The sequence below is a fragment of the Micromonospora sp. WMMC264 genome, assembly GCF_027497275.1.
Classification (GTDB): Bacteria; Actinomycetota; Actinomycetes; order Mycobacteriales; family Micromonosporaceae; genus Micromonospora; species Micromonospora chalcea.
On record NZ_CP114907.1, the window covers coordinates 5359820 to 5383896 of the forward strand.

26 protein-coding genes are annotated in these 24077 nt (G+C 73.2%); 12 read left to right on the forward strand and 14 right to left on the reverse strand.

Annotated features, from left to right (window positions below; genetic code table 11):
* Nucleotides 1-12: 12 nt before the first annotated feature.
* Both O7542_RS23550 and O7542_RS23555 read left to right on the forward strand, forming a co-directional pair.
* Nucleotides 13-1626, forward strand: coding sequence for an MFS transporter (locus O7542_RS23550; protein ID WP_043327166.1), 1614 nt, complete (start codon nucleotides 13-15; stop codon nucleotides 1624-1626).
* Nucleotides 1623-2300: a futalosine hydrolase gene (locus tag O7542_RS23555; protein WP_281605216.1), complete on the forward strand. Its 678-nt coding sequence runs from the start codon at nucleotides 1623-1625 to the stop codon at nucleotides 2298-2300. The genes O7542_RS23550 and O7542_RS23555 overlap by 4 nt, the downstream gene beginning before the upstream one ends.
* Before the next feature lie 56 nt (nucleotides 2301-2356).
* On the opposite strand, the gene O7542_RS23560 is transcribed toward O7542_RS23555, so the two are convergent.
* On the reverse strand, nucleotides 2357-3340 hold the full coding sequence (locus tag O7542_RS23560; RefSeq protein ID WP_281605217.1) for an NAD(P)-dependent alcohol dehydrogenase: 984 nt from the start codon (nucleotides 3338-3340) through the stop codon (nucleotides 2357-2359).
* 117 nt (nucleotides 3341-3457) lie between these two features.
* Here O7542_RS23560 and O7542_RS23565 point away from each other — a divergent pair, with 117 nt between their 5' ends.
* Together O7542_RS23565 and O7542_RS23570 are read left to right on the forward strand one after the other, a co-directional pair.
* Nucleotides 3458-4168: a TetR/AcrR family transcriptional regulator C-terminal domain-containing protein gene (locus O7542_RS23565; protein WP_187693186.1), complete on the forward strand. Its 711-nt coding sequence runs from the start codon at nucleotides 3458-3460 to the stop codon at nucleotides 4166-4168.
* Between the two features lie 34 nt (nucleotides 4169-4202).
* Nucleotides 4203-5036, forward strand: a complete 834-nt coding sequence (locus O7542_RS23570; RefSeq protein ID WP_281605218.1) for a 1,4-dihydroxy-6-naphthoate synthase — start codon at nucleotides 4203-4205, stop codon at nucleotides 5034-5036.
* Here the strand turns inward: O7542_RS23570 and O7542_RS23575 are convergent.
* Nucleotides 4997-5383 (reverse strand): cold shock domain-containing protein, encoded by a 387-nt coding sequence (locus tag O7542_RS23575; RefSeq protein ID WP_030503574.1) that lies wholly within the window; start codon nucleotides 5381-5383, stop codon nucleotides 4997-4999. The two genes, O7542_RS23570 and O7542_RS23575, sit on opposite strands and share 40 nt — an antisense overlap.
* A gap of 28 nt (nucleotides 5384-5411) precedes the next feature.
* On the reverse strand, nucleotides 5412-6035 hold the full coding sequence (locus O7542_RS23580; protein WP_113972161.1) for an HAD hydrolase-like protein: 624 nt from the start codon (nucleotides 6033-6035) through the stop codon (nucleotides 5412-5414).
* A 37-nt stretch (nucleotides 6036-6072) separates the two neighbouring features.
* Between O7542_RS23580 and O7542_RS23585 the strand changes: the two genes are divergently transcribed.
* Nucleotides 6073-8535 carry a helicase-associated domain-containing protein gene (locus O7542_RS23585; RefSeq protein ID WP_069088089.1) on the forward strand — a complete coding sequence of 821 codons (2463 nt, stop codon included), beginning with the start codon at nucleotides 6073-6075 and terminating at the stop codon, nucleotides 8533-8535.
* A gap of 4 nt (nucleotides 8536-8539) precedes the next feature.
* On the opposite strand, the gene O7542_RS23590 is transcribed toward O7542_RS23585, so the two are convergent.
* Nucleotides 8540-8776 carry a hypothetical protein gene (locus O7542_RS23590; RefSeq protein ID WP_030503577.1) on the reverse strand — a complete coding sequence of 79 codons (237 nt, stop codon included), beginning with the start codon at nucleotides 8774-8776 and terminating at the stop codon, nucleotides 8540-8542.
* Nucleotides 8777-8901: 125 nt separating this feature from the next.
* Nucleotides 8902-9777 carry a L,D-transpeptidase family protein gene (locus O7542_RS23595; RefSeq protein WP_281605219.1) on the reverse strand — a complete coding sequence of 292 codons (876 nt, stop codon included), beginning with the start codon at nucleotides 9775-9777 and terminating at the stop codon, nucleotides 8902-8904.
* Nucleotides 9778-9963: 186 nt separating this feature from the next.
* Between O7542_RS23595 and O7542_RS23600 the strand changes: the two genes are divergently transcribed.
* Complete coding sequence (locus tag O7542_RS23600) at nucleotides 9964-11643, forward strand: DNA repair helicase XPB (protein WP_043327178.1); 1680 nt, start codon at nucleotides 9964-9966, stop codon at nucleotides 11641-11643.
* Nucleotides 11644-11694: 51 nt separating this feature from the next.
* Here O7542_RS23600 and O7542_RS23605 read toward each other — a convergent pair whose 3' ends face one another.
* The 8 genes from O7542_RS23605 to ligD (O7542_RS23640) all read right to left on the reverse strand — a co-directional run bounded on the left by O7542_RS23605 (nucleotide 11695) and on the right by ligD (O7542_RS23640) (nucleotide 17589).
* Complete coding sequence (locus O7542_RS23605; RefSeq protein ID WP_281605220.1) at nucleotides 11695-12642, reverse strand: zinc metalloprotease; 948 nt, start codon at nucleotides 12640-12642, stop codon at nucleotides 11695-11697.
* A gap of 139 nt (nucleotides 12643-12781) precedes the next feature.
* Nucleotides 12782-13123: a toxin-antitoxin system HicB family antitoxin gene (locus O7542_RS23610; RefSeq protein ID WP_104115490.1), complete on the reverse strand. Its 342-nt coding sequence runs from the start codon at nucleotides 13121-13123 to the stop codon at nucleotides 12782-12784.
* On the reverse strand, nucleotides 13123-13368 hold the full coding sequence (locus O7542_RS23615) for a toxin HicA (protein ID WP_227457452.1): 246 nt from the start codon (nucleotides 13366-13368) through the stop codon (nucleotides 13123-13125). The genes O7542_RS23610 and O7542_RS23615 overlap by 1 nt, the downstream gene beginning before the upstream one ends.
* Before the next feature lie 27 nt (nucleotides 13369-13395).
* Entirely contained in the window at nucleotides 13396-13689 is a 294-nt protein-coding gene (locus O7542_RS23620; RefSeq protein ID WP_281605221.1) for a hypothetical protein, read from the reverse strand.
* Nucleotides 13682-14539: a GNAT family N-acetyltransferase gene (locus O7542_RS23625; protein WP_166455734.1), complete on the reverse strand. Its 858-nt coding sequence runs from the start codon at nucleotides 14537-14539 to the stop codon at nucleotides 13682-13684. The genes O7542_RS23620 and O7542_RS23625 overlap by 8 nt, the downstream gene beginning before the upstream one ends.
* 410 nt (nucleotides 14540-14949) lie before the next feature.
* Nucleotides 14950-15669, reverse strand: coding sequence for a TIGR03089 family protein (locus tag O7542_RS23630; RefSeq protein WP_113972164.1), 720 nt, complete (start codon nucleotides 15667-15669; stop codon nucleotides 14950-14952).
* A 77-nt stretch (nucleotides 15670-15746) separates the two neighbouring features.
* Nucleotides 15747-16661: a non-homologous end-joining DNA ligase gene (ligD, locus tag O7542_RS23635; protein WP_274477223.1), complete on the reverse strand. Its 915-nt coding sequence runs from the start codon at nucleotides 16659-16661 to the stop codon at nucleotides 15747-15749.
* Nucleotides 16651-17589 carry a non-homologous end-joining DNA ligase gene (gene ligD, locus O7542_RS23640; RefSeq protein ID WP_043327188.1) on the reverse strand — a complete coding sequence of 313 codons (939 nt, stop codon included), beginning with the start codon at nucleotides 17587-17589 and terminating at the stop codon, nucleotides 16651-16653. The genes ligD (O7542_RS23635) and ligD (O7542_RS23640) overlap by 11 nt, the downstream gene beginning before the upstream one ends.
* 87 nt (nucleotides 17590-17676) lie before the next feature.
* Between ligD (O7542_RS23640) and O7542_RS23645 the strand changes: the two genes are divergently transcribed.
* Complete coding sequence (locus O7542_RS23645; protein WP_043327190.1) at nucleotides 17677-18696, forward strand: Ku protein; 1020 nt, start codon at nucleotides 17677-17679, stop codon at nucleotides 18694-18696.
* 50 nt (nucleotides 18697-18746) lie between these two features.
* Here O7542_RS23645 and O7542_RS23650 read toward each other — a convergent pair whose 3' ends face one another.
* A complete protein-coding gene (locus tag O7542_RS23650) occupies nucleotides 18747-19139 on the reverse strand; it encodes a PPOX class F420-dependent oxidoreductase (RefSeq protein ID WP_281605222.1) in 393 nt (130 codons plus the stop codon).
* A gap of 63 nt (nucleotides 19140-19202) precedes the next feature.
* On the opposite strand from O7542_RS23650, the gene O7542_RS23655 reads away from it, so the two are divergent.
* The 5 genes from O7542_RS23655 (at nucleotide 19203) to O7542_RS23675 (ending at nucleotide 23914) form a co-directional block, all read left to right on the forward strand.
* Nucleotides 19203-19958, forward strand: coding sequence for an FKBP-type peptidyl-prolyl cis-trans isomerase (locus O7542_RS23655; protein ID WP_166455733.1), 756 nt, complete (start codon nucleotides 19203-19205; stop codon nucleotides 19956-19958).
* A gap of 139 nt (nucleotides 19959-20097) precedes the next feature.
* Nucleotides 20098-20946 (forward strand): hypothetical protein, encoded by an 849-nt coding sequence (locus O7542_RS23660; protein WP_281606500.1) that lies wholly within the window; start codon nucleotides 20098-20100, stop codon nucleotides 20944-20946.
* A gap of 31 nt (nucleotides 20947-20977) precedes the next feature.
* A complete protein-coding gene (locus O7542_RS23665) occupies nucleotides 20978-21631 on the forward strand; it encodes an HAD family phosphatase (protein WP_281605223.1) in 654 nt (217 codons plus the stop codon).
* 41 nt (nucleotides 21632-21672) lie between these two features.
* The gene (locus O7542_RS23670; RefSeq protein WP_043327200.1) at nucleotides 21673-22809 is read left to right on the forward strand and encodes a glutathione-independent formaldehyde dehydrogenase; all 1137 of its coding nucleotides are present in this window, start codon (nucleotides 21673-21675) and stop codon (nucleotides 22807-22809) included.
* A 91-nt stretch (nucleotides 22810-22900) separates the two neighbouring features.
* The gene (locus tag O7542_RS23675; protein ID WP_281605224.1) at nucleotides 22901-23914 is read left to right on the forward strand and encodes an NADPH:quinone reductase; all 1014 of its coding nucleotides are present in this window, start codon (nucleotides 22901-22903) and stop codon (nucleotides 23912-23914) included.
* Nucleotides 23915-24077 lie beyond the last annotated feature (163 nt).

A 24077-nucleotide genomic window follows, 5' to 3' on the forward strand; every position in this document is an offset into this window, starting at 1 on the left:
AGGATGGGACGCATGGCGCTGTCCTCCCGCTCCGGCCGCTCCTTTCTGGGGCGGACCGTCGGCACCGGCATCCGCGCCACCCGGCTGCTGTTGCGCGGGTCTCTGCACGGCGGGCGCTGGATGACCCGCCGCGCCGGCACCGCCCGGGCCCGCAGCGCCGGCAACGAGGTGGGCATGGTCCGGCTGTTCGACCTGCACGCCCTCTCCTGCGCCGGCGACACGCTCATCGCCATCGGCCTGGCCGGGACGATCTTCTTCGACGTGCCGCTGGGCGAGGCACGCAACAAGGTCGCCCTCTACCTGCTGGTGACCATGGTCCCGTTCGCCATGCTCGCCCCGGTGGTCGGCCCACTGCTCGACCACTTCCGCCACGGCCGGCGGTACGCGCTGGCCACCACCATGCTCGGCCGCGCCTTCCTGGCCTGGCTGATCTCCGACTACATCGGCGGCTTCGGGCTCTACCCGGCGGCGTTCGGCGTGCTCGCGCTCTCCCGGGCGTACGGCGTGGCCCGCTCGGCAGCGGTCCCCCGGCTGCTGCCCGAGGGCCTGGGACTGTCCCAGGTCGGGGCGCGGGCGAGCGTCTACGGCACGGTGGCGGGCGCGCTCGTCGCGCCGATCGGGCTGGCCGCGTTCTGGTTCGGGCCGCAGTGGCCGCTGCGGGTCGCGTCGGTGATCTTCCTGGTCGGCATGGTGATCTCCCTGCGGCTGCCGCCGAAGGCCGACTCCGAGCCGCCGGAGCGGATGCCGCACCCGCTGCGCGCGATGCGCCGCCGTGACGGCGAGCGCCCGCTGGGCCGGGGCCGCCCGGCCGGCCGCCTGGTGATCGCCACGCTCATCGGCGCGGCGGCGCTGCGCGGGCTCTACGGCTTCCTGCTGCTCTTCCTGGCCTTCGCCATCAAGGCCGGTGACCTGACCACCGACTTCTTCGGCCGTGACCTCGGCGCCCAGGGCGCGCTGGGCCTGGTCGGCGGCGCGCTGGCCGTCGGCACGTTCCTGGCCACCGCGATCGGCACCCGGCTGCGCATCCACCGGCCGACCGCGCTCCAGTCCAGCGGCACGATAGTGGTGGCCGGCGTGGCGGTGCTCGCCGCGCTGAAGTTCTCCCTGCCCATGGTGGCGCTGCTCTGCCTGGTGGCGGCGATGATGAGCGGGATCGCCAAGCTGACGGTGGACGCCTCGATCCAGGAACGCATCCCGGAGCGGCTGCGGGCCAGTTCGTTCGCGCACTCGGAGACCGCGCTGATGCTCGCGTTCGTAGCCGGGGGCGGGCTCGGGCTGGTGCCGTTCACCGGGCTGATCGGGGTGACCGTCGCCGCCGTGGTGGCCGCGCTGGTGGCCGTACGCGGCGTGCTGGTCGCCGGCAAGCTGCGGGGTGAGCACCTGGTCGGCCGGCCGCTCGGCGACGAGGAACTGGCGGCGGAGCAGGCCACCCGGGCCGCGGAACCGGCCACCACCTCGTTCGACGACCCGGCGCCCACGTCACCGGCGCCCCAGCGTGCCGGCCCGCCGGAGGACGACGGGCTCGCGCCGCCCGGCTTCCACATCTACCGGCCCTCCTCATCGGTGGGCGGTTCCGGCGGCGTCGAGGACACCGAGCGGCGCGACCCCCGGGGGCCGGTGGCGTGACCGGGCTGCTCGTGGTCACGGCGGTACCCGCCGAGGCCGAGGCGATCCGCGCCGGCCTGACCGCATCCGCCGCGCCGGATGCGACGGCACCGCCGGACGTGACGGTGCTGCCGGTCGGTGTCGGGCCGGCTGTCGCCGCTGCCGCCACGGCACGGCTGCTGGCGCTGGCCGAGGCGGCCGGGCGGCCGTACCGGGCGGTGGTCAGCGCCGGCATCGCCGGTGGCTTCGTCGGCCGGGTCGCGGTGGGCGGCACGGTGCTCGCCGACCGCAGTGTCGCCGCCGACCTGGGCGCCGAGTCGCCCGGCGGGTTCATCCCGGTCGAGGACCTGGGGATGCCCCCCGAGCTGCTGGGCGGCGGCCGGATCGTGCCCGCCGACCCGGGCCTGCTGGCCGGGCTGCGGGCCGCCCTGCCGGGGGCGACTGTCGGCACGGTACTCACCGTGAGCACGGTGACCGGCACCGCCGCGAGCACGGCGGCGCTCGCGCAACGGCACCCGGACGCGGTGGCCGAGGCCATGGAGGGGTACGGCGTGGCGGTCGCCGCCGCCCAGGCCGGTGTGCCCTTCGCCGAGCTGCGTACGGTCTCCAACCCGATCGGTCCGCGCGACCGGAGCGCGTGGCGCATGCGCGAGGCGTTCGCCGCGCTGACCAGCGCCGCAGCCGCCCTCCACTGATCTTGTCCACCTGTGGACAACCCTGTGGACAACTCGCCGGGCTGGGGACGACGGCCTCAGATGGTGACGACGACCTTCGCCCGCGCGTGCTCGGTTTCGAGGTAGCGGATGGCGTCGGGCACCTCGTGGAGCGAATAGGTACGGTCGATGGCCACGGTGAGCCGGCCGGCCTCGGCGTGCTCGCGGAGCGCGTCCAGGTGCGCCCGGCCGGGTGAGGTGGCGAGCGCGACGATGCGCTGCCGGACGAAGGGCGCCGTCAGCCGTCCGCGGGCGAGCAGCCCGACCGGTCCGATGAGGCTGCCGCCGCGGTAGACCCCGCCGCCGGAGAGCACGAGCGTCCCGGTCGGCGTCAACGCGCGCCGCAGCGCGCGCAGCGAACGGTTGCCGACCAGGTCGAACACCACGTCGTACCGGCGCCCGGCGCGGGTGAAGTCGTCGCGGGTGTAGTCGACCACGTGGTCGGCGCCGAGCGAACGGACCAGGTCGACGTTGCGGGTGCGGCACACGCCCGTCACCGTCGCGCCGAGCGCCTTGGCCAGCTGGACGGCGAGCGTGCCGACGCCGCCGGACGCCCCGTTGATCAGGACCCGGTGGCCGGGCCGGACCTGCCCGGCGTCGCGCAGCCCCTGGAGCGCGGTGACGCCCGCGAGAGGCAGGGCGGCGGCCTGCTCCGGGGACAGGTTCGCCGGCCGGGGCGCGACCAGGCGTTCGGGTACGCACACGTACTCGGCGAACGCGCCGTCGGCCTCGCCGAGGTCGGCGAAGACGGCGTCGCCGGGACGTATCTGCCGTACCCCGGCGCCGACGGCCTCGACCCGCCCGGCCACGTCGCGGCCACGGATGCGCGCCCGGGGCCGCGTGAGGCCGAGCGCCAGCCGCGACAGCCGGGGATCGCCGCGCGTGACGTGCCAGTCGTACGCGTTGAGCGCGGCCGCCTCGACCCGGACCAGCACCTCGTCAACGGCGGGTACGGGCGTGTCGACGTCGGCCAGCGTGAGTGTCTCGGGTGGGCCGTACCGGTCCTGGACGATCGCTCTCATGGTCCCGCTCCCTCCCAGGTGTACGGCGTACACCTCGATGGGACCAGGCTAGGTGTACGCCGTACACCAGTCAAGGCGGATACTGTGACAACCGCCCCCGGGAAGGCGAGGAACCACATGCCGAAGCAGGCGGAGAAGGTGCGCCGGGCACCGCTGAGCAGGGACCGGATCCTGCGTGCCGCCGTCGCGCTCGCCGACGGGACCGGCATCGAGTCGCTCAGCATGCGCAACCTCGCCCAAGACCTGGGCGTCGTGCCGATGGCGCTCTACAAGCACGTGGCGAACAAGGACGAACTGGTCGACGGCATGATCGACGTCGTGGTCGCGGAGATCGATCCGCCGGAGCCCGGCGACTGGAAGCAGGCGATCCGGCGGCGCATCCTCTCGGCGCGACAGGTGCTGCTGCGCCACCCCTGGGCGCCGCTGGCGATCGAGTCCCGCAGCACTGCGACGCCGGCCGTGCTGGCGTACCTGGACTCGACGGTCGGGGCGCTGCGCGCCGGTGGGTTCTCCACCGACCTCGCCCACCACGTGATGCACGCGATGGGCAGCCGGGTGCTGGGCTTCAGCCAGGAACTGTTCGACGCCACCCGGCAGGCCGGCCGGTCCGGCGCGACAGTGCCCGAGCCACCGGCCGACCTGCCGCCGGAGATGGCCGCCCGGTTCCCCAACCTCGCGGCGATCGCCACCGCGGCGTCGCACGACGGCGACTCGGTCGTCGGGCCGGGCTGCGACGACCAGTTCGAATTCGAGTTCGCGCTGGACCTGCTGCTCGACGGCATCGAACGGCTGCACCGGGACGGCTGGACGTCACACCGGACGCTGTGACGGGCGGCCCGGCCCCCGGGGTTACGGTGGGGACGTGGCGCTCTCCCTGGCGATCTCCCCCTGCCCCAACGACACGTTCGTCTTCGACGCCCTGGTGCACGGCCGGGTGCCCGGCGCGCCGCCGGTCGAGGTGACCTACGCGGACGTCGACGTGACCAACACGGCCGCCGAGCGGGGCGCGTTCGACCTGGTGAAGGTCAGCTACGCGGCGCTGCCCTGGCTGCTGGACGACTACCACCTGCTGCCCTGCGGCGGCGCGCTCGGCCGGGGCTGCGGCCCGCTGGTGCTGACCCGCGGCGACCGGACCGACCTGTCCGGCGCGACGGTGGCGGTGCCCGGCGAGCGGACCACCGCGTACCTGCTGTTCCGGCTCTGGGCGGCGGCCGACCAGGCGCCGGCGCGCATCGAGGTGGTGCCATTCCACGAGATCATGCCGGGCGTGGCCGCCGGCCGGTACGACGCCGGCCTGGTGATCCACGAGGCGCGCTTCACCTACCCGCGGCACGGGCTGACCGCGCTCGTCGACCTGGGCGAGTGGTGGGAGGGCGACACCGGGCTGCCGATCCCGCTGGGCGCGATCCTGGCCCGCCGGGGCGCTGTCGACCCGGCCGAGGCCGCCGCCTGGATCCGCGAGTCGGTACGCCAGGCGTGGGCCGACCCGGCTGCGAGCCGCGAGTACGTCCTCACGCACGCGCAGGAGATGGAGCCCGACGTGGTGGACCGGCACATCGGCCTCTACGTCAACGAGTTCACCGCCGACCTGGGTGAGGCCGGCTTCGCCGCCGTGGAGGCGCTGCTGGGCCGGGCCGCCGACGCCGGGCTCGTCCCTCAGACCTCCAGCTCGCGCGCCACCGCGTGGACCAGCTGAGCGATCTTCTGGGAGGTCTTTCGATCCGGGAAGCGACCCCGGCGCAGGTCCGGCTGGACCTTCGCCTCCAGCACCTTGATCATGTCTTCCACCAGGCCGTGCAGTTCCTCGGCCGGCCGGCGGCGCAGCTCCGCCACCGAAGGCGGCGCCTCCAGCAGCTTGACCCCCATCGCCTGGGCGCCCCGCCGGCTGTCCACGACGCTGAAATCGACCCGCTGGCCACCCTTCAGGTCGGCGACACCCGCCGGTAGCGCGCCCTTCGGCAGGAACACGTCGCCACCCTCGTCACTGGTGACGAACCCGTACCCCTTGGCGGCGTCGTACCACTTCACTCGACCCGTCGGCACCTGTTGAACCCCGCTCCACTCGAACCGTCTACCCCTCCAAGGCTAGCCCGATGATCCGGTCCAGCGCCCTCGGGAATTCGACGAGATCATCAAGCACCAGGTACGCCCCGGCCTCGGTCAGTTCGTCGACCGAGCAGGGACCGGTCGCCACTGCCACGCCTGGGATTCCCGCAGCTCGCGCGGCGGCCATGTCGGCCACGTGGTCACCCACGTAGAGCGTCGCGCCGTGCTCGCGCAACGCGACCGCCTTCTGCTCGGCGAACACGTCCCCGGCCAGCTCGTCCACCGGTAGCCCGAGGTGGTCCAGGTGCAGCTTCGCCAGCCGGCCGATCTTCGCGGTCACCACCATCGTCCGGCCGCCGCGCGCCTGCACCGCGCGCAGCGCGGCATCCGCGCCCGGCATCGGCACCGTCGGAGTGATCGCGTACGCCGGATACAGCTCCCGGTAGAGCGTCACCGCCTCCTCGATGCGCTCCGGCGGGAACCAGTGCGCCAGCTCGGTGCGCAGCGGCGGGCCCAGCCGCGACACCGCCAGATCCCCGTCCACGTGCACGCCGGTCCGCGCGGTGAGCGCCCGGAACGCAGCGGCGATCCCGGGGCGGGAGTCGACCAGTGTCATGTCGAGGTCGAAGCCGACCATCAGCGGAGGCATGCCGAGAACCTACCCAGCGGGCTAGCGTGGTACGACGATGACCACCTCACTCGCCGACCACCTGCGGGCCCTCCCCGACGAGTCCCTCGCCGCGCTGCTCCAGCTGCGGCCGGACCTCGTCGTACCGGTGCCGGCCGACGTGTCCGCCCTCGCCCTGCGCGCCCAGTCCCGGGTCTCCGTGGCCCGGGCGCTCGACGGGCTGGACCAGTTCACCCTCCAGATCCTCGACGCCGCCCGCCTCACCCGCGGCCCCGAGGGCGCCACCTCCACCGACCAGATCCTGGCCATGGCCACCGCCGGGCCACGGCCCCCCGCGCCCACCGCGGTCCGCGCCGCCGTCGACCGGCTCCGGGCCCGGTTCCTGCTGTACGGCCCCGAGCACGACCTGTGCGTGGCCGGGGGCATCGACGAGGTGTCCCCGTACCCGGCGGGGCTGGGCCGGCCGGCGGCGGAGCTGGACCCGCGCGTGGCGGCCCTCTGCGCGGACCCGGCGAAGCTGCGGCGGACGCTGCTGTCCGCCCCGCCCTCGGCCCGCGCCGTCCTGGACCGGCTCGCCGCCGGACCGCCGGTCGGCACCGTCGCGCCGGGCGCGTTGGAGGCCCCCGCGACTGGCGCCGAGGACGTGCTCCCGCCGGACCTGGTGAACGGCGGCGCGCCGACCGGCTCCCCGATCCGCTGGCTGGTCGAGCACCGGCTGCTGGTGCGGATGTCCGGCGGCCGCAACGGCACCGTCGAGCTGCCCCGCGAGGTGGGGCTGGTGCTGCGCCGCGACTCCGGCCCGCTCGGCCCGCTGCGCACCAGCCCACCCGTGGTGTCCGGCCCGCCCCGCGAGGTCAAGTCCGTCGACTCGGCCGGGGCCGGGCAGACCATGGAGGTGGTCCGGCACACCGAGGCGCTGCTGGAGGCGCTGATCGTGGAGCCGGCCCCGGTGCTGCGCTCCGGCGGCGTCGGCGTCCGCGACCTGCGCCGACTCGCCCGTGGACTCGGGCTGGACGAGACGACCACCGCGCTGCTGTTCGAGGTCGCGTACGCGGCCGGGCTGACCGGTGAGATGGAACTGACCGGCGCGGCCACCACCCGCTACGGCGGCGACCAGCAGATCCTGCCCACCGGCGGGTACGAGGTGTGGCGCGCGGCGTCGCTGGCCCAGCGCTGGGAGCAGCTCGCCCGCGCCTGGATGTCGATGCCCCGCCAGGCCGGCCTGATCGGGCAGCGCGACGACCGGGACCGGCCCATCTCGGTGCTCTCCGCCGAGGCGGAACGAGCCGGCGCGCCGGCCGCCCGACGTGCGGTGCTCGCCGTGCTCGCCGACCTGCCGGCCGGCACCGCGCCCACCCCCGACGAGGTGCTGGAACTGCTGGACTGGCGCGCGCCCCGGCGGGCCCGGGGGCGGGAGACGGCGCACCGGGAGGTGCTGGCCGAGGCGGCCTCGCTGGGCGTGACCGGGCTCGGCGCGCTCACCACGTACGGGCGGCTGCTGCTCGCCGAGCTGACCGACGCCGACGAACGCGGCGACGACCCGCTCGGGCTGCGCTCCGACGCCGAGTCGGGCGACCCGTCGACCACCGTCCGCGCGCTGGACGGGCTGCTGCCCGCCCCGGTCGACCACGTGCTGGTGCAGGCCGACCTGACAGTGGTGGTGCCCGGCCCGCCCGACCCGGCGCTCGCCGCCGAACTGGACGTGGTGGCCGAGCACGAGTCGGCGGGCGGTGCGAGCGTGCACCGGGTCACCACGGGCAGCATCCGGCGGGCGCTGGACGCCGGCTACACCGCGGAGGACCTGCACGCGCTGTTCCGCCGCCGGTCCCGTACCCCGGTGCCGCAGGGCCTGACCTATCTGGTCGACGACGTGGCCCGCAAGCACGGCGGGCTGCGCGTCGGGTCGTCCGGCGCATACGTGCGCAGCGACGACGAGGCGCTGCTCACCGAGGTGCAGGCCGACCGGCGCCTGGAGCCGCTGGCGTTCCGCCGGCTCGCACCCACCGTGCTGGTCACGCCGTACCAGGTCAACCGGATGCTCACCGCGTTGCGCGACGCCGGGTACGCCCCGGTGCCCGAGGACGCCAGCGGAGCGACGGTGCTGGCCCGGCCGAAGACCCGGCGGGCGCCGGCCCGTACCGGGATCGGCCGCGCGGTGGACCCGCTCGCCACGCCGAAGCTGCCGATGCCCCGTCTGCTCGGCGTGGTGGAGCAGATCCGCCGGGGCGACGCGGCGGCCCGGGCGGCGCGGCGGGCCCCGGCGGTGGTCCGGGGCGGCGCGGCGGCGGGCGGTCCCGCCCCGGTGCCCGGTCACGGTGACGCGCTGGCGGTGCTCCAGCAGGCGGTACGGGACAAGGCGCTTGTCTGGGTCGGCTACGTCGACGCGCACGGGGCGACCGCGTCCCGGCTGGTCCGGCCGGTGTCTATCGGCGCCGGCTACCTGCGCGCCGAGGACGACCGGACGGAGATGCTGCACACGTTCGCGCTGCACCGGATCACCGCGGCCGTGCTGGAGGAGTGAGGCGTCACTCCCCGTTGCGGCGCAACGTGCCCACCACCGACACGGCCAGCAGCAACGCGAACGCCGCGCCGGCCGACTCGCCGACCGAGTCCACGAAGCCCTGCTGCTGCACCAGCAGCCCGAACAGGAACCAGCCGAACACCCCGACGGCGGCGGCCGCGTAGCCGAACAGGACCGCCGTCGGCACCTCCTGCTGCTGCGTCCGCTCCTCGTCGGGAAGCACGTCCTGGTCAACGGTCATGGCAGTCCCTCCCCGTCCCGGCTTGGACCCGGCTTCCAGAGTGGCACCTGCCGGACCGGGCGGACAGGGGTTAAAACCCTGATCCGGGCCGTCCGGTCACGGGTGAGGGCGGGTTCCGGGCCGGTTCAGGTGCCGGGGCGGCGGCCGATCACCACCACGCGGGTGCCGACCGAACCCAGCTCCCACAGGCGTACCGCGTCGCGGTGCAGCAGGTTCACGCAGCCGTGCGAGCCGATCGCGCCGTTGTGCAGGTACGTCGTGGTCTCGTGGAAGCCGATCCCGCCGTTGAACTGCTGCCAGTACGGCAGCCACACCTCGTACGGGTTGGACCACTCGCGCGGGTTCTTCCGCCCCACCGAGTACGTGCCGGCCGGGGTGGCGTAGCCGGACATGCCGGTGCGGGTCACGGTCGGGCCCATCACCACAGTGCCGCCGCGCATCGCCCAGACCGTCTGCCGGGTCAGGTCGACGCAGAACGTCAGCCGGGAACCGGCCTTGCACCGCGCGGTGTCGGTGGCGGCCAGCCGCTTCGCCACGTCGTACGTGGTGGGGCCGGCGCGACCCGAGGACGGGCTGATGCCGTACCGGACCTGGAACTTCTTGATCGCGGCGCAGTCGGCGGCGGACTGCTCGCCGTCCACGGTCAGCGTCCCGAAGCCGCCCAGCCGGGTCAGGTACGTCTCCACGGCCCGCTGGTGCTCGCCCTGCGGGCACCCGGCGGACGCGCTCGGCTTCGGCTTGGGTTTCGTCGTCTTCGTCGCCTCCGGCGATCGGGAGGGTTTCGGCGAGGCCGTCCGGCTCGGCTGCGCCGACGGGGACGTGACCGGCTGCTCCGGCGTGGGCGACGCGCTCGCCCCCGATGCTCCCTCCGTCAGCCCGACCGGGCCGGGGGTGCTCCCCCCGGCGCCGTCCGCCTGCGGATCGAGCGCGCAGGCGCCGACACCGACCAGCACGACCACCGCCAGGGCGGTGACCCGGGCGAGAAACCGGACACGCTGCATGGGCCCTCCCTGGACAGTCGTCCCGCTTGCTAGACGTGTGGGACGAGTATGACGTTGCCTGTCCAGCCGGACTTTTTTGCGCAGCCCTCCGGCGTGCAACACTGGTTGGTCGGCCTCCGGCAGGTCAGCCGGGGTGCGGCGGGGTTCCGGGCAGCGGGGTTCCGGGCGATGCGAGAGGACGCTGGCGTGAGCGGTGGACCACTGATCGTGCAGTCGGACAAGACGCTGCTACTGGAGATCGACCACCCCGACGCGCAGGCGTGCCGGATGGCCATCGCGCCCTTCGCCGAGCTGGAACGCTCCCCCGAGCACGTGCACACGTACCGGCTGACGCCGCTGGGCCTGTGGAACGCGCGGGCCGCCGGCCACGACGCCGAGGGCGTGGTCGACTCGCTGATCAAGTACTCCCGCTACCCGGTGCCGCACGCGCTGCTGGTCGACGTGGCCGAGACGATGGACCGGTACGGCCGGCTCCAGCTCGCCAACGACCCGGTGCACGGCCTGGTGCTGCGCGCGCTGGACCGGGTGGTGCTGATCGAGGTCGCCAAGAGCAAGAAGCTCGCCGGCATGCTCGGCGCGAAGCTCGACGACGACACCATCGCGGTGCACCCGTCCGAGCGGGGCCGGCTCAAGCAGGCGCTGCTCAAGCTGGGCTGGCCGGCCGAGGACCTGGCCGGGTACGTGGACGGCGAGGCGCACCCGATCGAGCTGGCCGAGGCCGGCAAGGACGGCGGCAAGCCGTGGACGCTGCGGTCGTACCAGCGGGAAGCCGTCGAGGCGTTCTGGGCCGGCGGCTCCGGCGTGGTGGTGCTGCCCTGTGGCGCCGGCAAGACGCTGGTCGGCGCGGCGGCCATGGCCGAGGCGAAGGCGACCACGCTGATCCTGGTCACCAACACCGTGGCGGGACGGCAGTGGAAGCGGGAGCTGATCGCCCGCACGTCGCTGACCGAGGAGGAGATCGGCGAGTACTCGGGCGAGCGCAAGGAGATCCGCCCGGTCACCATCGCCACGTACCAGGTGCTCACCTCGCGGCGCGGCGGCGCGTTCACCCACCTGGACCTGTTCGGCGCCCGCGACTGGGGCCTGGTCGTCTACGACGAGGTGCACCTGCTGCCCGCGCCGATCTTCCGCTTCACGGCGGACCTCCAGGCCCGTCGCCGGCTCGGCCTCACCGCGACTCTGGTACGCGAGGACGGCCGCGAGGGCGACGTGTTCAGCCTGATCGGCCCGAAGCGGTACGACGCGCCGTGGAAGGACATCGAGCAGCAGGGCTGGATCGCCCCGGCGGAGTGCACCGAGGTACGGGTGACGCTCACCGACGCCGAGCGCATGGCGTACGCGACGGCGGAGGCCGAGGAGCGCTACCGGATGGCGGCCACCGCCCGCACGAAGCTGCCCGTGGTGCGGGCGCTGGTGGACCGGCACCCGGACGAGCAGGTCCTCGTCATCGGTGGGTTCCTCGACCAGCTGCACCAGTTGGGCGAATACCTCGACGCGCCGATCGTGCAGGGCTCCACCACGAACAAGGAACGCGAGCGGCTGTTCGACGCGTTCCGCTCCGGCTCGTTGCGGACGCTGGTGCTCTCGAAGGTCGGCAACTTCTCCATCGACCTGCCCGAGGCGGCTGTCGCGATCCAGGTGTCCGGCACGTTCGGCTCCCGGCAGGAGGAGGCGCAGCGGCTCGGGCGGGTGCTGCGCCCGAAGGCCGACGGGCGGCAGGCGCACTTCTACACGGTGGTATCCCGGGACACCATCGACACCGAGTACGCCGCGCACCGGCAGCGCTTCCTGGCCGAGCAGGGGTACGCGTACACCATCGTGGACGCCGACGACGTGCTCGGGCCGACGCTGCCGACTGTCGACTGACCGGCGCGCGGCCGGGCGGGCCGCCGTGGTGCGGCCCGCCCGGTCTCGCGGTCAGCCCTTGCCGCTGGCGCGGAACGCGACCCAGGCGTCGCTCATCCGGTCGGCCTGGCCCGGGGTGAACATGTTCATGCAGGAGTCCTGCGTGTAGTCCATGAAGTTGTGGATCGGGTCCAGCCCCGGCGCGGTGCAGGTGTCCGCCCCGATCGGGCAGTTGAACTGCGGCGCCGCCTCACGCGGCGTGTCCGCCACGAAGTCGCCGGACGCGGAGCAGCCGTGCGCGAACGTGTGCTCCAGCATCAGCCAGTGCCCGACCTCGTGCGTCAGCGTGTCGCCGAGCGCGTACTTGCCGGCCGTGCCGCCCGGCATCGACTCGTCCAGCATCACCACGCCGTCGATGTAGTCGCGGCCGTTGTTGTAGCCCTTCGGGAAGTACGCCCAGCCGAGCAGCCCGTCACCGATGTTCGCCGCGTAGACGTTCAGGGTGCGGGAGTCGCCGGTGTAGAGCGCCTTCTTCATGTCCCGCTCGTTCTTGCCCGGCACCACCGTGTACCAGGTGCTGTTGACAGTCCACGTGGTGTCGACCAGCGAGAAGCGGAACGGCGTGTCCGAGGCGTCGGCCGCGGTACGACCCGCGAACGAGTCGTTGAGCACCGTCATCTGCGCCGAGATGAGCGTGTTCCAACGGGCCTTCTCGGCCGCGCTCAGCTCGTGGTCGGAGATCATGTGGAAGACCGTCGGCACGGTGACGCTGCCGTTGGCGAGGCGCGGCGAGTCCTTGATGACGCCGTACGCCTTGGCCTCGTTGGTCGAGTAGAGCGCGGGCTCCTTTGCGGTGGCGCCCTCACGTACCCGGGCGGCGCTGTGGTTGTCGGCACCCGGCTCGCACTCGGCGGCGGCGGGAGAGGCGGCCGTGGCCGCGACGGGGGCTCCGCCGGTGGTCAGGAAGGTGGCGGCGGCAGCGACGAGCACTGCCAGGTGAATCGTCGGTTTCCTGTGCATCGTTGCACCTTTCGGAAGGCATGAAAGGAGTACCGACGCGGGGTTGTCAAAGCTGCGGATCGATGACGTCGTCGTCCCGCCATAAGACCACGTCAATGGGCATCGGCAACAGTCCCCGGCAGGGACCGCTCCGGACGGGTCAGGCGGCGCTCAGCTTCCTCAGCAAGTACTGGTTCAGGCTCATGCCTTCCTCGGCGGCGTGGATGGCCAACTCTCGGTGCAGGCTCTCGCCGACCCGCAGGTTGAACTTGCCCGAGTACCTGCGCTCGGACAGCGGCTCCGGGATCTGCTCGCCCTGTTCCGCCATGTCCGCGATCACCTCGCGCAGCATCTCCTGAAGCCCCTGGAGCGCCTCGATCTGGGTGGTGGCGAGCCACGAGAGAGACGGGAACTCGGCGCAGGTGGCGACGAACTCCTGGTCTTCGACGGACCAGGTGACGCGGTACGTGTAGTGCGAGATCTCCGGACGGGACTCGGACATCACATGGCCTCCTTCTTGTCGATCGCCTTGAGCACCTGCCGTACCTGATACGCCTTGGCCTTGCCCTTGTCGTCCTGGATGTTGACGCGCGGGTCTCCCGCCCACGGCATCTTGAACACGGCGTGCGAGGTGCCGGCCTGCCGTGGTTTGCCAAAGTGGTGTTCGCAGACCCGATAGAGATCGTTGTACGCGACGTTCTGCTGGCTCTTGCGCATCGCTTCGACGAGCCTGGCTATGGACGGCACCCACTCATGGTACCGCAAGTAGTACCACTACCGCCCCGTCGCGGCGTCGGCGATCACCCGCGCGACGCACTCGTAGTCGCGTACCAGCGGCCCGACCAGCGTGGGGTCCGGCTCGAACGCGGCGACCAGTCCGCGTACCAGATCTCTCAGCCGGTCGTCCGGGCCGAGCCGCCGCCCCCGGTGCCGGCGGGCGACGCTGTGCCAGCGGCGCAGGCCGACGTCGGCGAGCCGTTCGTGGAGCTCCGGCGCGGGCACCGGGCAGCCGCTCGCCCACAGGTCGGCGAGGCCCCGCAGGATCGCCTCCCGCGTCGGGTCAGTCACGCAGGTAGCGGGCGCGGCGGCCGAAGTCGCGGAAGCCCAGCCGCCGGTACAGCCCGGCCGCCGGGTTGTCGTCGTTGACGCAGAGCCACGCGGCGTCCGCGCCCGCGTCGGCGAGGCCGCGCAGCACGCGCGCCACCAGGTACGCGCCGACCCGCCGCCCGCGCCAGTCCGGCACGACGCCGACCTGGTCGATCCAGTTGTCGAGCACGGTGACGAATCCGGCCGCCACGCCGTCCGGGCCGCGCGCGAGCAGCGTCAACTCCGGCCGGAAGTCCTCGTCGTCGCGCAGGTCGCCCAGCCACTCGTCGGCCTCCGGCTCCACGAATCCGGGCCGGTCGGCGAACGACGCGCGGTAGGTGGCGAACAGCTCCGGCCCCAGCGTGGCGGGCTCCACCGTGACGCCGTCCGGCGCGGTGACCTCGGGCAGCGCGTCGAGGTCGTGCCGCAGCACCCACTCCAGAAACGTCCGCGTGTAGCCGCGCTTGGCGAACAACTCCTCCGCGCCTACGTTCCACGTCTCCGTGGTGACCAGCAGTCCAGCGTCGCCGGCGTGCTTCTCCGCCCAGTCGAGCAGCGCGCCGCCGAGCCCGCGCCCGCGCCACGCGGGGTGCACGAGGCCGGTGGCGGTGGCCGGCGTCCGCCCGGCGCCGACCCCGACGGCCGCGACCAGGTCGCCGCCGGACCACGCCCCGTGGGTACGCGCTTGAAGCAGCCGCGCCCGCACCAGCGGGGTACGCCCGAACAGCGACAGCCCGCCGTCAGTGGCGAGGCACGCCTGCGCCAGGCCGGTCAACGCGGGCAGGTCGTCCTCGCCGACCTCCCGCCACACAAGCGCACCCGTCCCGCCCACGCCCACTCCCGTCCCCCGCCCGACCCAGCACTCCGACGCAGTAGGCCAAACCCCGTCCCTCACGGTCAACCGGATTCCCCACCCACCCCCCGCGTCGATCTTGGAGTTGTGGCGCCTCAGATGCCCGCTTCGCGGCTTACGCGAGGCACCACAACTCCAAGATCGGCGCGAGCGCGTGGGCAGCGCAGAAGAGGGCCGTGCGCGACTACCCCGCGCGCCCGCAACATGAGACGAGCGTTTCGCTCACTGGGACTCGCGGAGATCTTGGAAGGAGAGGGCCCTCATGACGACCGCCTCCTTCCAAGATCTCTGCGTGGATCGACGCGAAACGCCAGGAGTGCCGTTGATCATGCAGTTGCGGCCCGGGCAAGAGCTGCAAAACGGGCACCCGAGGGGCCGCGACTGCAAGATCAGCGAGGCGAGGAGGCGGATGCGGAGGCGGAGTTGGCGTGGATCAGGACCGTGGCACTCGCGGAGAGGGGGGCCAAGAGCCACTTCAGGGGCTGCTCGTCCTCGGTCGGGTCCACCCGGAGGCGGTCGCCGGGGTGCAGATCGAGCTGGGTGGCGATCTCGGCGGCCAGGCGACGCCACGCGCCGAAGCTGGTGCCGTCCGCGGTGGCCGGGCCGGACGGGTCGACTGCCGTGTAGTCCGGCGGGTCGGTGGGGTGCCGCAGCACCTCGGCCGACCAGTCCAGCCAGCCCGGCGGCACCTCGCCGAGCGGCCCCGGACCGGTGCCCACCAGGTAGCAGTGCGTCCCCTCGGGCACGTCCTCCAGCCAGTCGTCGAGGCGCTCCGGCGTCACGAACACCGCGTCGTACGGCCGGTCCGCGCCCGGTTCCAGCACCGGCAGGCCGGCCAGCGCGCGGGGACGGAACGACACCGTCAACCCGACCGACCAGGCCCCGAGCAGCACCGCCGCGGTACGCCAGTGCGGCGGCAGCAGCACCGCCACCCGGTCACCGGGGCGCAGCCCGCAACCGTCGCGGAGCAGCCCGGCGCTGCGGGCCGTCCACTCGCCGAGCTGCGCGGCGGTCAGGTCGGTGCGTTCGCCCGTCCCGTCGTCGTGGTAGCTGAGCAGCGGGTACCCGACCGCGTCGGGCGCGACGGCGACGGCTGCCTGGTGGGCCATGCGCGAAACTCCTGTCTGCCGGTCCGCTCACCCTAACCGTCCGAGCCGCCGGTCCGGAGCAACCGAAGCGGCCCGGATCAGCGCACGGGCAGCTCGGGACCGCCGTCGAGCAGCGGCGCCAGCAGGTCGCCCTGCTTCTCCACCCGCTTGAGCACCTCCCCGGCGGTGTACGGCCGCGTCGACGGCCGCTTCCCGGCCGCCCCGGCCTCCACCTCGTCCCAGGTCAGCGGCGTCGACACGGCCGGCACCGGCTGGGCCCGCAGCGAGTACGGCGCCACTGTCGTCTTCGCCGCGTTGTTCTGGCTCCAGTCGATGAAGACCTTGCCGGGCCGAAGGTTCTTCGCCATCTTCGACACGACCAGCTTCGGGTGCGCCTGCTCCAGTTCCTGCGCGATCCGCTTGGCGTAGTCGGAGACGATCTCGGCGTCCTGCGTACCGGCGATCGGGCAGCACAGCTGCATGCCCTTCTTCCCGGACGTCTTCGGGAACGAGGAGATCCCGTCGGAAGCCAGCCGGTCGCGCATCAGCAGCGCCACCTGGCAGCACTGCTTGAGCGCGGCCGGAGCGCCCGGATCCAGGTCGACCACCATCATGTCCGGGTGCGCGCCGATCTTCCACTGCGGAGTGTGCAGCTCCAACGCGGCCAGGTTGGCCAGCCACACCAGCGTGGGCAGCTCGTCGCAGACCACGTAGTCGATGGTTTCCCGCCCCTTCGTGGAGCCGGGGGCGGGCAGGTTCTCGGTGCGTACCCAGCCGGGGGTCGCGGCGGGCGCGTTCTTCTCGAAGAACGAGCCGCCGTCGACGCCGTTGGGAAACCGGATCCGGGTCAGCGCGCGGTCGTTCAGGTGCGGCAGCAGCACCGGGGCGATCCGGGTGTAGTAGTCGATCACCTCGCCCTTGGTGAAGCCGGCCTGCGGGAAGAGCACCTTGTCCAGGTTGGACAGCTCCAGCGAGCGCCCCTCGACCTCGACCTTGAGCCGGTCAGCCGGCATCGTCGACCTCCTCGGGCGGCTTGTCCGGGCGCAGGCGCAGGATGCGCGGGAAGCGCAGCCTCCCGTCCGGCGTGCGCTGGCCGTACTTGACCTCCACCACGATCCGGGGAGTTACCCAGATCGCGCCGCGGGCATCCTCGCGCGGCACCCCGGCGGCGAACGGCGACGCGGTGGCCCGCAGCGGTTCCAGCTCACGCAGCAGTTCCCGTTCGATGGCCGCGCCGATCCCGCCGCCGACCCGCCCCCGGTAGATCAGCCGCCCGTCCGGGCCGGGCACGCCGACGAGCAGACCGCCGACGCGCCGCGCGCCGGGCCGCCAGCCGCCGACCACGAAGTCGCCGGTGACCTCCAGCTTGACCTTCACCCAGTCCGGGGAGCGCACGCCGGGCCGGTAGAGCGAGTCGACCCGCTTGGCCATCACCCCCTCCAGCCCGTGCTCGCCGGCCGCCGCGTAGGTGGCCGGGCCGTCGCCGAAGACCGGCGGCACCGCCCACCGGGCGGCGCCGAGCCCGAGCGACTCCAGCGCCGCCCGCCGCTCCCGCCACGGCCGGGCGGTCAGGTCCTCGCCGTCGAGCCGCAACAGGTCGAAGATCATGTACGTGACGGGTACGGTCGCCGCCAGCCGAGCCGCCTTGGCCGGGTTGCGCACGTGCATCCGTTCGGCGAGCGCGGTGAACGAGGGCTGCCCGTCGGTGAAGAGGACCACCTCGCCGTCGAGCAGCGCGTCACCGACCTGCTCGGCCAGGTTGAGCAGTTCCGGGTACGCGGTGGTGATCTCGACGCCGGAGCGGGCGTAGAAGTGCCGGTCGCCGCGGGAGATGTCGGCGAGCGCGCGGACGCCGTCCCACTTGAACTCGTACGACCAGGCGGCGCCGGCCGGGAGCTGCCCGGTCGTCGCGAGCATCGGCTTCAACGGCGCGCCGGGCACGTTCCGACTGTAGTTGGGTGCGGAAGCGCGTGCGTCCCGTTCGATCGTTTGCGATTCTGGTGGTCAACCGGGGAGAGGAGCGCGGGTATGCGGGCGATCTGGAAAGGAGCGGTGTCGTTCGGCCTGGTGTCGATCGGGGTGAAGGTCTACTCGGCCACCGAGGAGAAGGACATCCGTTTCCACCAGGTGCACCGTGAGGACGGCGGCCGGATCCGCTACAAGCGCACCTGCTCGGTCTGCGGCGAGGAGGTCACCTACGACGACATCGCCAAGGGGTACGACATCGGTGGTGGCGAGATGGTCATCCTCACCGACGAGGATTTCGCCGACCTGCCGTTGAGCACGTCGCACGCGATCGACGTGCTGGAGTTCGTACCGGCCGAGCAGGTCGATCCGATCCTCTACAACAAGGCGTACTTCCTGGAGCCGGAGGGCTCGGCGACGAAGCCGTACGTGCTGCTGCGCGACGCGCTGTCCGACTCGGAGCGGGTGGCGATCGTCAAGGTGGCGCTGCGCCAGCGGGAGCAGCTCGCGACGCTGCGGGTCCGCGAGGGCGTGCTGCTGCTCAACACCATGCTGTGGCCGGACGAGATCCGCCGGCCCGACTTCGGTTTCCTGGACGAGGACCTGAAGGTACGCCCGCCGGAGCTGGCGATGGCCAGTTCACTGATCGACTCGATGGCCGGCGAGTTCGAGCCGGACGCCTTCACCGACGACTACCGGGCGGCGTTGCAGGAGGTCATCGACGCGAAGGTCGAGGGCCGCGAGGTGGTGCAGCCGGAGGAGGAAGAGGCCGCGCCGGCCGCCGCGGTGGACCTGATGGCCGCGCTGAAGGCATCCGTGGAGCGGGCCCGGGCGGCCCGGGGCGAGGCGCCGTCCGGCGGTGGGGCCGAGCCGACGCCGATCTCGTCGGCCCGATCGGCGAAGAAGGCCGCGAAGAAGGCCCCGGCCCGGAAGCCGGCCGAGAAGAAGGCCGAGCCGGCGAAGAAGACGGCCGCCAAGAAGACCCCCGCGAAGAAGACGGCGGAGAAGAAGACCGAACCGGCCAAGAAGACCGCCGCCAAGAAGACGACGGCGAAGAAGGCCGCCGCGAAGAAGAGCGCCTGACGCGCGTACGGCCGGGGCCCCGCCCTCGGTGGAGGGCGGGGCCGGGCCGCTCAGCCTCGCCCGAGCTTCTCGGTCGGGGTGACCCGGACGATGACACGCTCCTCGCCGGGGCGCCGCCACGGGTACGTGTCCTGGCCGAGGTACTTCTTCGCCAGCCGGTCGATGTGCTCGTCGGCGCCCTCGGTGACGAACTCGACGGTGCCCTTGATCCAGAGCGTGCGGAAGTCGTCGGCCTTGTCCGCCACCGACACCGCGACCACCGGGTTGCGGGCCATGTTCAGGTACTTCTGCCGCCCCTTGGCCGTGTTGAACACGATGTGCTCGCCGTCGGTGTCGACCCAGACCGGGGTGACGTGCGGGGTGCCGTCGGCCTCGACCGTCGCCACGTGCGCGAGCTGCGGCTCGCCGAGCAGGGCCAGGTCTTCTTCGCTGAGGATCGCCATGCCCGAAACGTACCCTGTGCGGTGCCCCCGTATCGGTCTCCGTGTCCTGATCGGTGCGGGCGTATGGGCACGCTGGGGGTCCGGGCGGGTACCGTGTGCGCTGGCCTCGGCGGCGGCCCGCCGGGGGCGCACCCACCCACCCTGCAGGGAGTCGACGTGAGCGAGCGTGTGGAGAACCGGTCGGAGGGCCAGGCCGCCCCGGCCACCAAGGCAGGGCGGCGGCTGGCCGCCCAGCTGGCCGAGAAGAAGGCCGCCGAGGCGCGTCGCCGCCGGCAGTCGATGCTCGGCGCGGCTGTCGGCGTGCTCGCCGTGGTGGCCCTGGTCGGTGGCCTGGTCTGGCTGAACAGCGGGGACGACGACAAGGCGGCCACCGCCGGCTCCTCGGCCAGCCCCACCGCCCCGGTCGAGCCCACCGAGATGCCCGCTCCGGAGCTGCCCGCCGGCATCGACCCGGCGCTGAAGACCAAGCCGACAGTGCAGGCCGGCACCGGCGAGCTGACCAAGCTCACCGTCACCACGCTGGTGAAGGGCACCGGGCCGGCGGTGAAGGCCGGGCAGAACATCACCACCAACTACGTGGGCGTGTTCTACTCCGACGGCAAGCAGTTCGACGCGTCCTGGGACAACGGCCAGCCGGCCACCTTCCAGATCGGCGTGGGCCAGGTCATCAAGGGCTGGGACCAGGGCCTGGTCGGCGTGCCGGTGGGCAGCCGGGTGCAGCTGGACCTGCCGGCCGACCTGGCGTACGGCAACGACGCCGCCGGTGGCCGCCCGGCCGGGCCGCTGCGCTTCGTCGTCGACGTGCTGGCTGCGCAGTAGCTCACTCCAGGCTTCCGTCCGGTCACCCTGCGGCAGTAGGTTCATGGTCACCGCGGGCGGCACGTCCGTCCGCGGTGATCTGCTCACCGACGCGGAGGTGCACGTGGCGGCGCTGGACGGGGCCGGGGCGACCCGGCAGATGTGGACGCTGTACGAGCCGGTCCACGCGGTGACCTACTTCCACCCGCGGGCCCGCGCCGCGTTCGAGGCGGTCGGGCTGCGCGGCTACTGGCGCGGCTACTTCGCGGGGCGGGCCGCGCCGCTCGGCGCGGTCGACGCGCCCGCCGTGACCGCGGCGTTCTTCAGCTTCGCGCCGGCCATGGTGGCCCGCGCGCTGCCGTCGGTGTGGCGTCTGGCCACCCCGGAGGAGGCGCTGCGGGCGCGGCTCACCGGTGGTGTGCAGGCGCTCGCCGAGTTCACCTACGAGCTGCCCGAGTCGCATCTGGTCGAGGCCGCCGACCTGCTGGAGGAGGCGGCCGCGCGGGTGGACGTCGCCGGCCGGGTGCTCGGCGCGGTGAACGCCGCCCTGCCCCGGGGCGAGTACCCGCTGGCCCGGCTCTGGCAGGCCGCCACCACGCTGCGCGAGCACCGCGGTGACGGCCACGTGGCGGCGCTGGTGACGACCGGGCTGGAACCGGCCGAGGTGGTGGCCTGGCGGTGCCGGGTCGACCAGTCCCGCGAGTTCCACCAGCCCGCCCGGGGCTGGACCGACGAGCAGTGGACCGCGGCCGAGGAGCGGCTGGTGGAGAAGGGCTGGCTGACCCCCGACCGGACGGCCACGCCGTACGCCACGGAGACGTTCCGCGTGGTCGAGGAGGCCACCGACCGGGCCGCTGCGGGGCCGTGGCGGGCGCTGGGCGCGGAACGTACCGCCCGGCTGCGGGACCTGCTGCAGCCGATCGCTACCCGCTGCCGCACGATCATCCCGGCCAAGGCGCCGATCGGCCTGCCGGCGCAGCGGTCGGTCGGAGCCGCGCTGCCACGGTGAGCCGGGCCGCCGGCTGGGGCAGGATGGCGGCATGGTGGACGCGGTGCTTTTCGACCTGGACGGCGTGATCGTGGACTCCGAGCCGGTCTGGGAGGAGGTCCGGCGCGCGTACGTGGCCGAGCACGGCGGCGTCTGGCAGCCGGACACGCAGCGCCGGCTGATGGGCATGAGCACCGGCGAGTGGGCCGAGTACCTCAGCGGTGAGCTGGGCGTCGACAGGTCGCCCGAGCAGGTCGCCACCGAGGTGGTGACCGAGATGGCCCGCCGGTACGCGCAGCGCGTACCCGTGATCGACGGGGCGGAGGAGGTCGTGCGCCGCATCGCCGCGCGGTGGCCACTCGGGCTGGCCAGCTCCTCCCCGACCCGGCTGATCGCGGCGGCGCTGGACGCGACGGGCCTGGCCGGCTCGTTCGGCGCGACCCTGTCGACGGAGGAGACCGCCCGGGGCAAGCCCGCGCCGGACGTGTGGCTCGCGGTGGCCGGGCGGCTGGGAGTCGACCCGGCCCGCTGCGTGGCCGTGGAGGACTCGTCGAACGGGGTCCGTTCGGCAGTTGCCGCCGGGTGCCGGGTGGTGGCGGTGCCGCACGGGTCGTACCCGCTCGATCCGGACGCCGAGGCGCTCGCGACCGTGCTTCTCCCCTCGATCGGCGCGCTCACGCCCGCTGTGGTGGCGGGGATCGACTGATCCACCCACCCGCCGCCACCACCCGGCCTACGGTCGGTGACATGAGGGCTGTGGTGTACGAGGGGCCGCACGAGGTGGCCGTCAACGAGGTCGACGACCCGCGGATCGAGGATCCGAACGACGTGGTCGTCCAGGTCACGACGACCGCAATCTGCGGTTCGGACCTGCACATGTACGAGGGACGGACGGCCGCCGAACCGGGCATCGTGTTCGGCCACGAGAACATGGGCGTGATCGTCGAGACCGGGCCGGGCGTGACGAGCCTGCGCGTGGGTGACCGGGTCTCGATGCCGTTCAATGTGGCGTGCGGGTTCTGCCGCAACTGCCGGGAGCAGCGCACCGGGTTCTGCCTGACGGTGAACCCGGGCTTCGCCGGCGGCGCGTACGGCTATGTGTCGATGGGGCCGTACCGGGGTGGGCAGGCGGAGTACCTGCGGGTGCCGTTCGCCGACTTCAACTGCCTGAAGCTGCCGCCGGGCACCGAACACGAGAACGACTACGCGATGCTCGCCGACATCTTCCCGACCGGCTACCACGGGGTGGCGATGACCGGGCTGCGGCCGGGCGAGAACCTGACGGTGATGGGCGGCGGGCCGGTCGGGCTGATGGCGGCGTATTCGGCGGTGCTGATCGGGGCGTCCGAGGTGTTCGTGGTGGACCGGGTGCCGGACCGGCTGCGGCTGGCCGAGTCGATCGGCGCCACCCCGATCGACTTCAGCGCGGGCGACCCGGTCGAGCAGATCCGGGACCGGACCGCCGGGGTGGGGACCGATCACGGCGTGGACGCGGTGGGATACCAGGCGTCCGCGCCCAGCGGCGAGGAGCAGCCGGCGCTGGTGCTGAACACGCTCGTGGAGGTGGTGCGCGCGACCGGGGCGATCGGCGTGGTCGGGCTCTACCTCTCGGCGGACCCGGGCGCCCCGGACGAGCACTCCGCCCGGGGTGAGCTGCTGTTCAAGGTGGGCAAGCTGTTCGAGAAGGGCCTGCGGATCGGCACCGGGCAGGCGAACGTGAAGACCTACAATGCGTACCTGCGAAACCTGATCATGGCGGGGCGGGCGACCCCGAGCTTCGTGGTGAGCAAGGAGTTGCCGCTGGACGCGGCGCCGGAGGCGTACCAGCGCTTCGACCGCCGCGAGCCGGGCTACTCGAAGGTCGTGCTCAAGCCGGCCGCCTGACGAGCCGTCGTACGGTGGCCGGGTGCGCCCTGGGCCGCATGTTCGGGCGGCTGCCGGGTAGCGCACCCGGAAGGACGGCGGAGGGACGGCGATGAAGGCGATCGTGTACGAGCGCAGCGGGGACGCCTCGGTGCTCCAGGTGGTGGACCGGCCGGTGCCGGAACCCGGGCCGGGCGAGGTGCTGGTGCGGATGGCCGTGTCGGGGGTGAACCCGACCGACTGGAAGGCCCGCCAGGCGTGGCCGCTGCCGGCCGGCTGGCAGATCCCGCACCAGGACGGCGCGGGGGTGGTCGAGGCGGTCGGTGAGGGCGTGGACCGGACGCTGATCGGCGAGCGGGTCTGGGTGTGGGAGGCGGCGTGGCAGCGGCCGTGGGGCACCGCCGCGGAGTACACGCTGGTTCCGGTCCGGCACGCGGTGCCGCTCGGTCCGGCGTCGTTCGATCTGGGGGCGGCGCTCGGCATCCCGTTCATGACGGCGCACCGCTGCCTGACCGCGGGTGAGTACATGCCGGACAAGTTGCACGCGGGCGCGCTGAGCGACCACGTGGTGCTGGTGCAGGGCGGCGCGGGCGCGGTGGGCAACGCGGCGATCCAGCTCGCGAGCTGGGCCGACGCCTGTGTCATCGCGACTGTGAGCAGCCCGGAGAAGGCGCAGCTCGCGGCGGCGGCCGGGGCCGACTTCGTGATCAACTATCGCGAGCAGGACGTGGTCGAGGAGGTCCGCAAGGTCGCGCCCGACGGGGTGCACACGATCGTCGAGGTCTCCGCCGCCCGCAACGCCGCCGCCGACGTGCGGATGCTGCGTACCGGCGGGGCGGTCTGCGTGTACGCCGACGACGGCGGCGACGAGATCACGTTGCCGATCCGGCCGCTGATGGTTCCGAACGCGCGCTGGCAGTTCGTGCTGATCTACACCGCGCCGAAGGTCGCCAAGGCGCAGGCGGTCACCGACATCGCGGCGGCGGTGGCGCAGGGCGCGATCCGGGTCGGTGAGGACGCCGGGCTGCCGCTGCACCGGTATCCGCTGGCGGACGCCGCTGCCGCCCAGCAGGCGGTGCAGGACAGCGTGGTGGGCAAGGTGTTGGTCACCACCGCGGACGAGTAGGTGACCGGATTTCCCCGACAGCCGGACAGACGCGAACAAGTTTCGCAACAATGACGGTGCGGGTCAGCCCGTAACGGACGGGCGGCCCCGGCGCGGTGCGAACGCCGGGGCCGCCCTCTGGGAGGAATGCCCGTTGGAAACGTGTTCCTGCCCGTGTAGGCGA

What these genes read in the sequence shown, in the direction of transcription:
- O7542_RS23550 (WP_043327166.1), top strand. Translation starts at nt 13, where the DNA reads ATGGCGCTGTCCTCCCGCTCCGGCCGCTCCTTTCTGGGGCGGACCGTC.
- O7542_RS23560 (WP_281605217.1), bottom strand. Translation starts at nt 3,340, where the DNA reads ATGAGAGCGATCGTCCAGGACCGGTACGGCCCACCCGAGACACTCACG.
- O7542_RS23565 (WP_187693186.1), top strand. Translation starts at nt 3,458, where the DNA reads ATGCCGAAGCAGGCGGAGAAGGTGCGCCGGGCACCGCTGAGCAGGGAC.
- O7542_RS23580 (WP_113972161.1), bottom strand. Translation starts at nt 6,035, where the DNA reads ATGCCTCCGCTGATGGTCGGCTTCGACCTCGACATGACACTGGTCGAC.
- O7542_RS23585 (WP_069088089.1), top strand. Translation starts at nt 6,073, where the DNA reads ATGACCACCTCACTCGCCGACCACCTGCGGGCCCTCCCCGACGAGTCC.
- O7542_RS23590 (WP_030503577.1), bottom strand. Translation starts at nt 8,776, where the DNA reads ATGACCGTTGACCAGGACGTGCTTCCCGACGAGGAGCGGACGCAGCAG.
- O7542_RS23595 (WP_281605219.1), bottom strand. Translation starts at nt 9,777, where the DNA reads ATGCAGCGTGTCCGGTTTCTCGCCCGGGTCACCGCCCTGGCGGTGGTC.
- O7542_RS23605 (WP_281605220.1), bottom strand. Translation starts at nt 12,642, where the DNA reads ATGCACAGGAAACCGACGATTCACCTGGCAGTGCTCGTCGCTGCCGCC.
- O7542_RS23610 (WP_104115490.1), bottom strand. Translation starts at nt 13,123, where the DNA reads ATGTCCGAGTCCCGTCCGGAGATCTCGCACTACACGTACCGCGTCACC.
- O7542_RS23630 (WP_113972164.1), bottom strand. Translation starts at nt 15,669, where the DNA reads ATGGCCCACCAGGCAGCCGTCGCCGTCGCGCCCGACGCGGTCGGGTAC.
- ligD (WP_274477223.1), bottom strand. Translation starts at nt 16,661, where the DNA reads ATGCCGGCTGACCGGCTCAAGGTCGAGGTCGAGGGGCGCTCGCTGGAG.
- O7542_RS23645 (WP_043327190.1), top strand. Translation starts at nt 17,677, where the DNA reads ATGCGGGCGATCTGGAAAGGAGCGGTGTCGTTCGGCCTGGTGTCGATC.
- O7542_RS23650 (WP_281605222.1), bottom strand. Translation starts at nt 19,139, where the DNA reads ATGGCGATCCTCAGCGAAGAAGACCTGGCCCTGCTCGGCGAGCCGCAG.
- O7542_RS23655 (WP_166455733.1), top strand. Translation starts at nt 19,203, where the DNA reads ATGGGCACGCTGGGGGTCCGGGCGGGTACCGTGTGCGCTGGCCTCGGC.
- O7542_RS23660 (WP_281606500.1), top strand. Translation starts at nt 20,098, where the DNA reads ATGTGGACGCTGTACGAGCCGGTCCACGCGGTGACCTACTTCCACCCG.
- O7542_RS23665 (WP_281605223.1), top strand. Translation starts at nt 20,978, where the DNA reads ATGGTGGACGCGGTGCTTTTCGACCTGGACGGCGTGATCGTGGACTCC.
- O7542_RS23670 (WP_043327200.1), top strand. Translation starts at nt 21,673, where the DNA reads ATGAGGGCTGTGGTGTACGAGGGGCCGCACGAGGTGGCCGTCAACGAG.
- O7542_RS23675 (WP_281605224.1), top strand. Translation starts at nt 22,901, where the DNA reads ATGAAGGCGATCGTGTACGAGCGCAGCGGGGACGCCTCGGTGCTCCAG.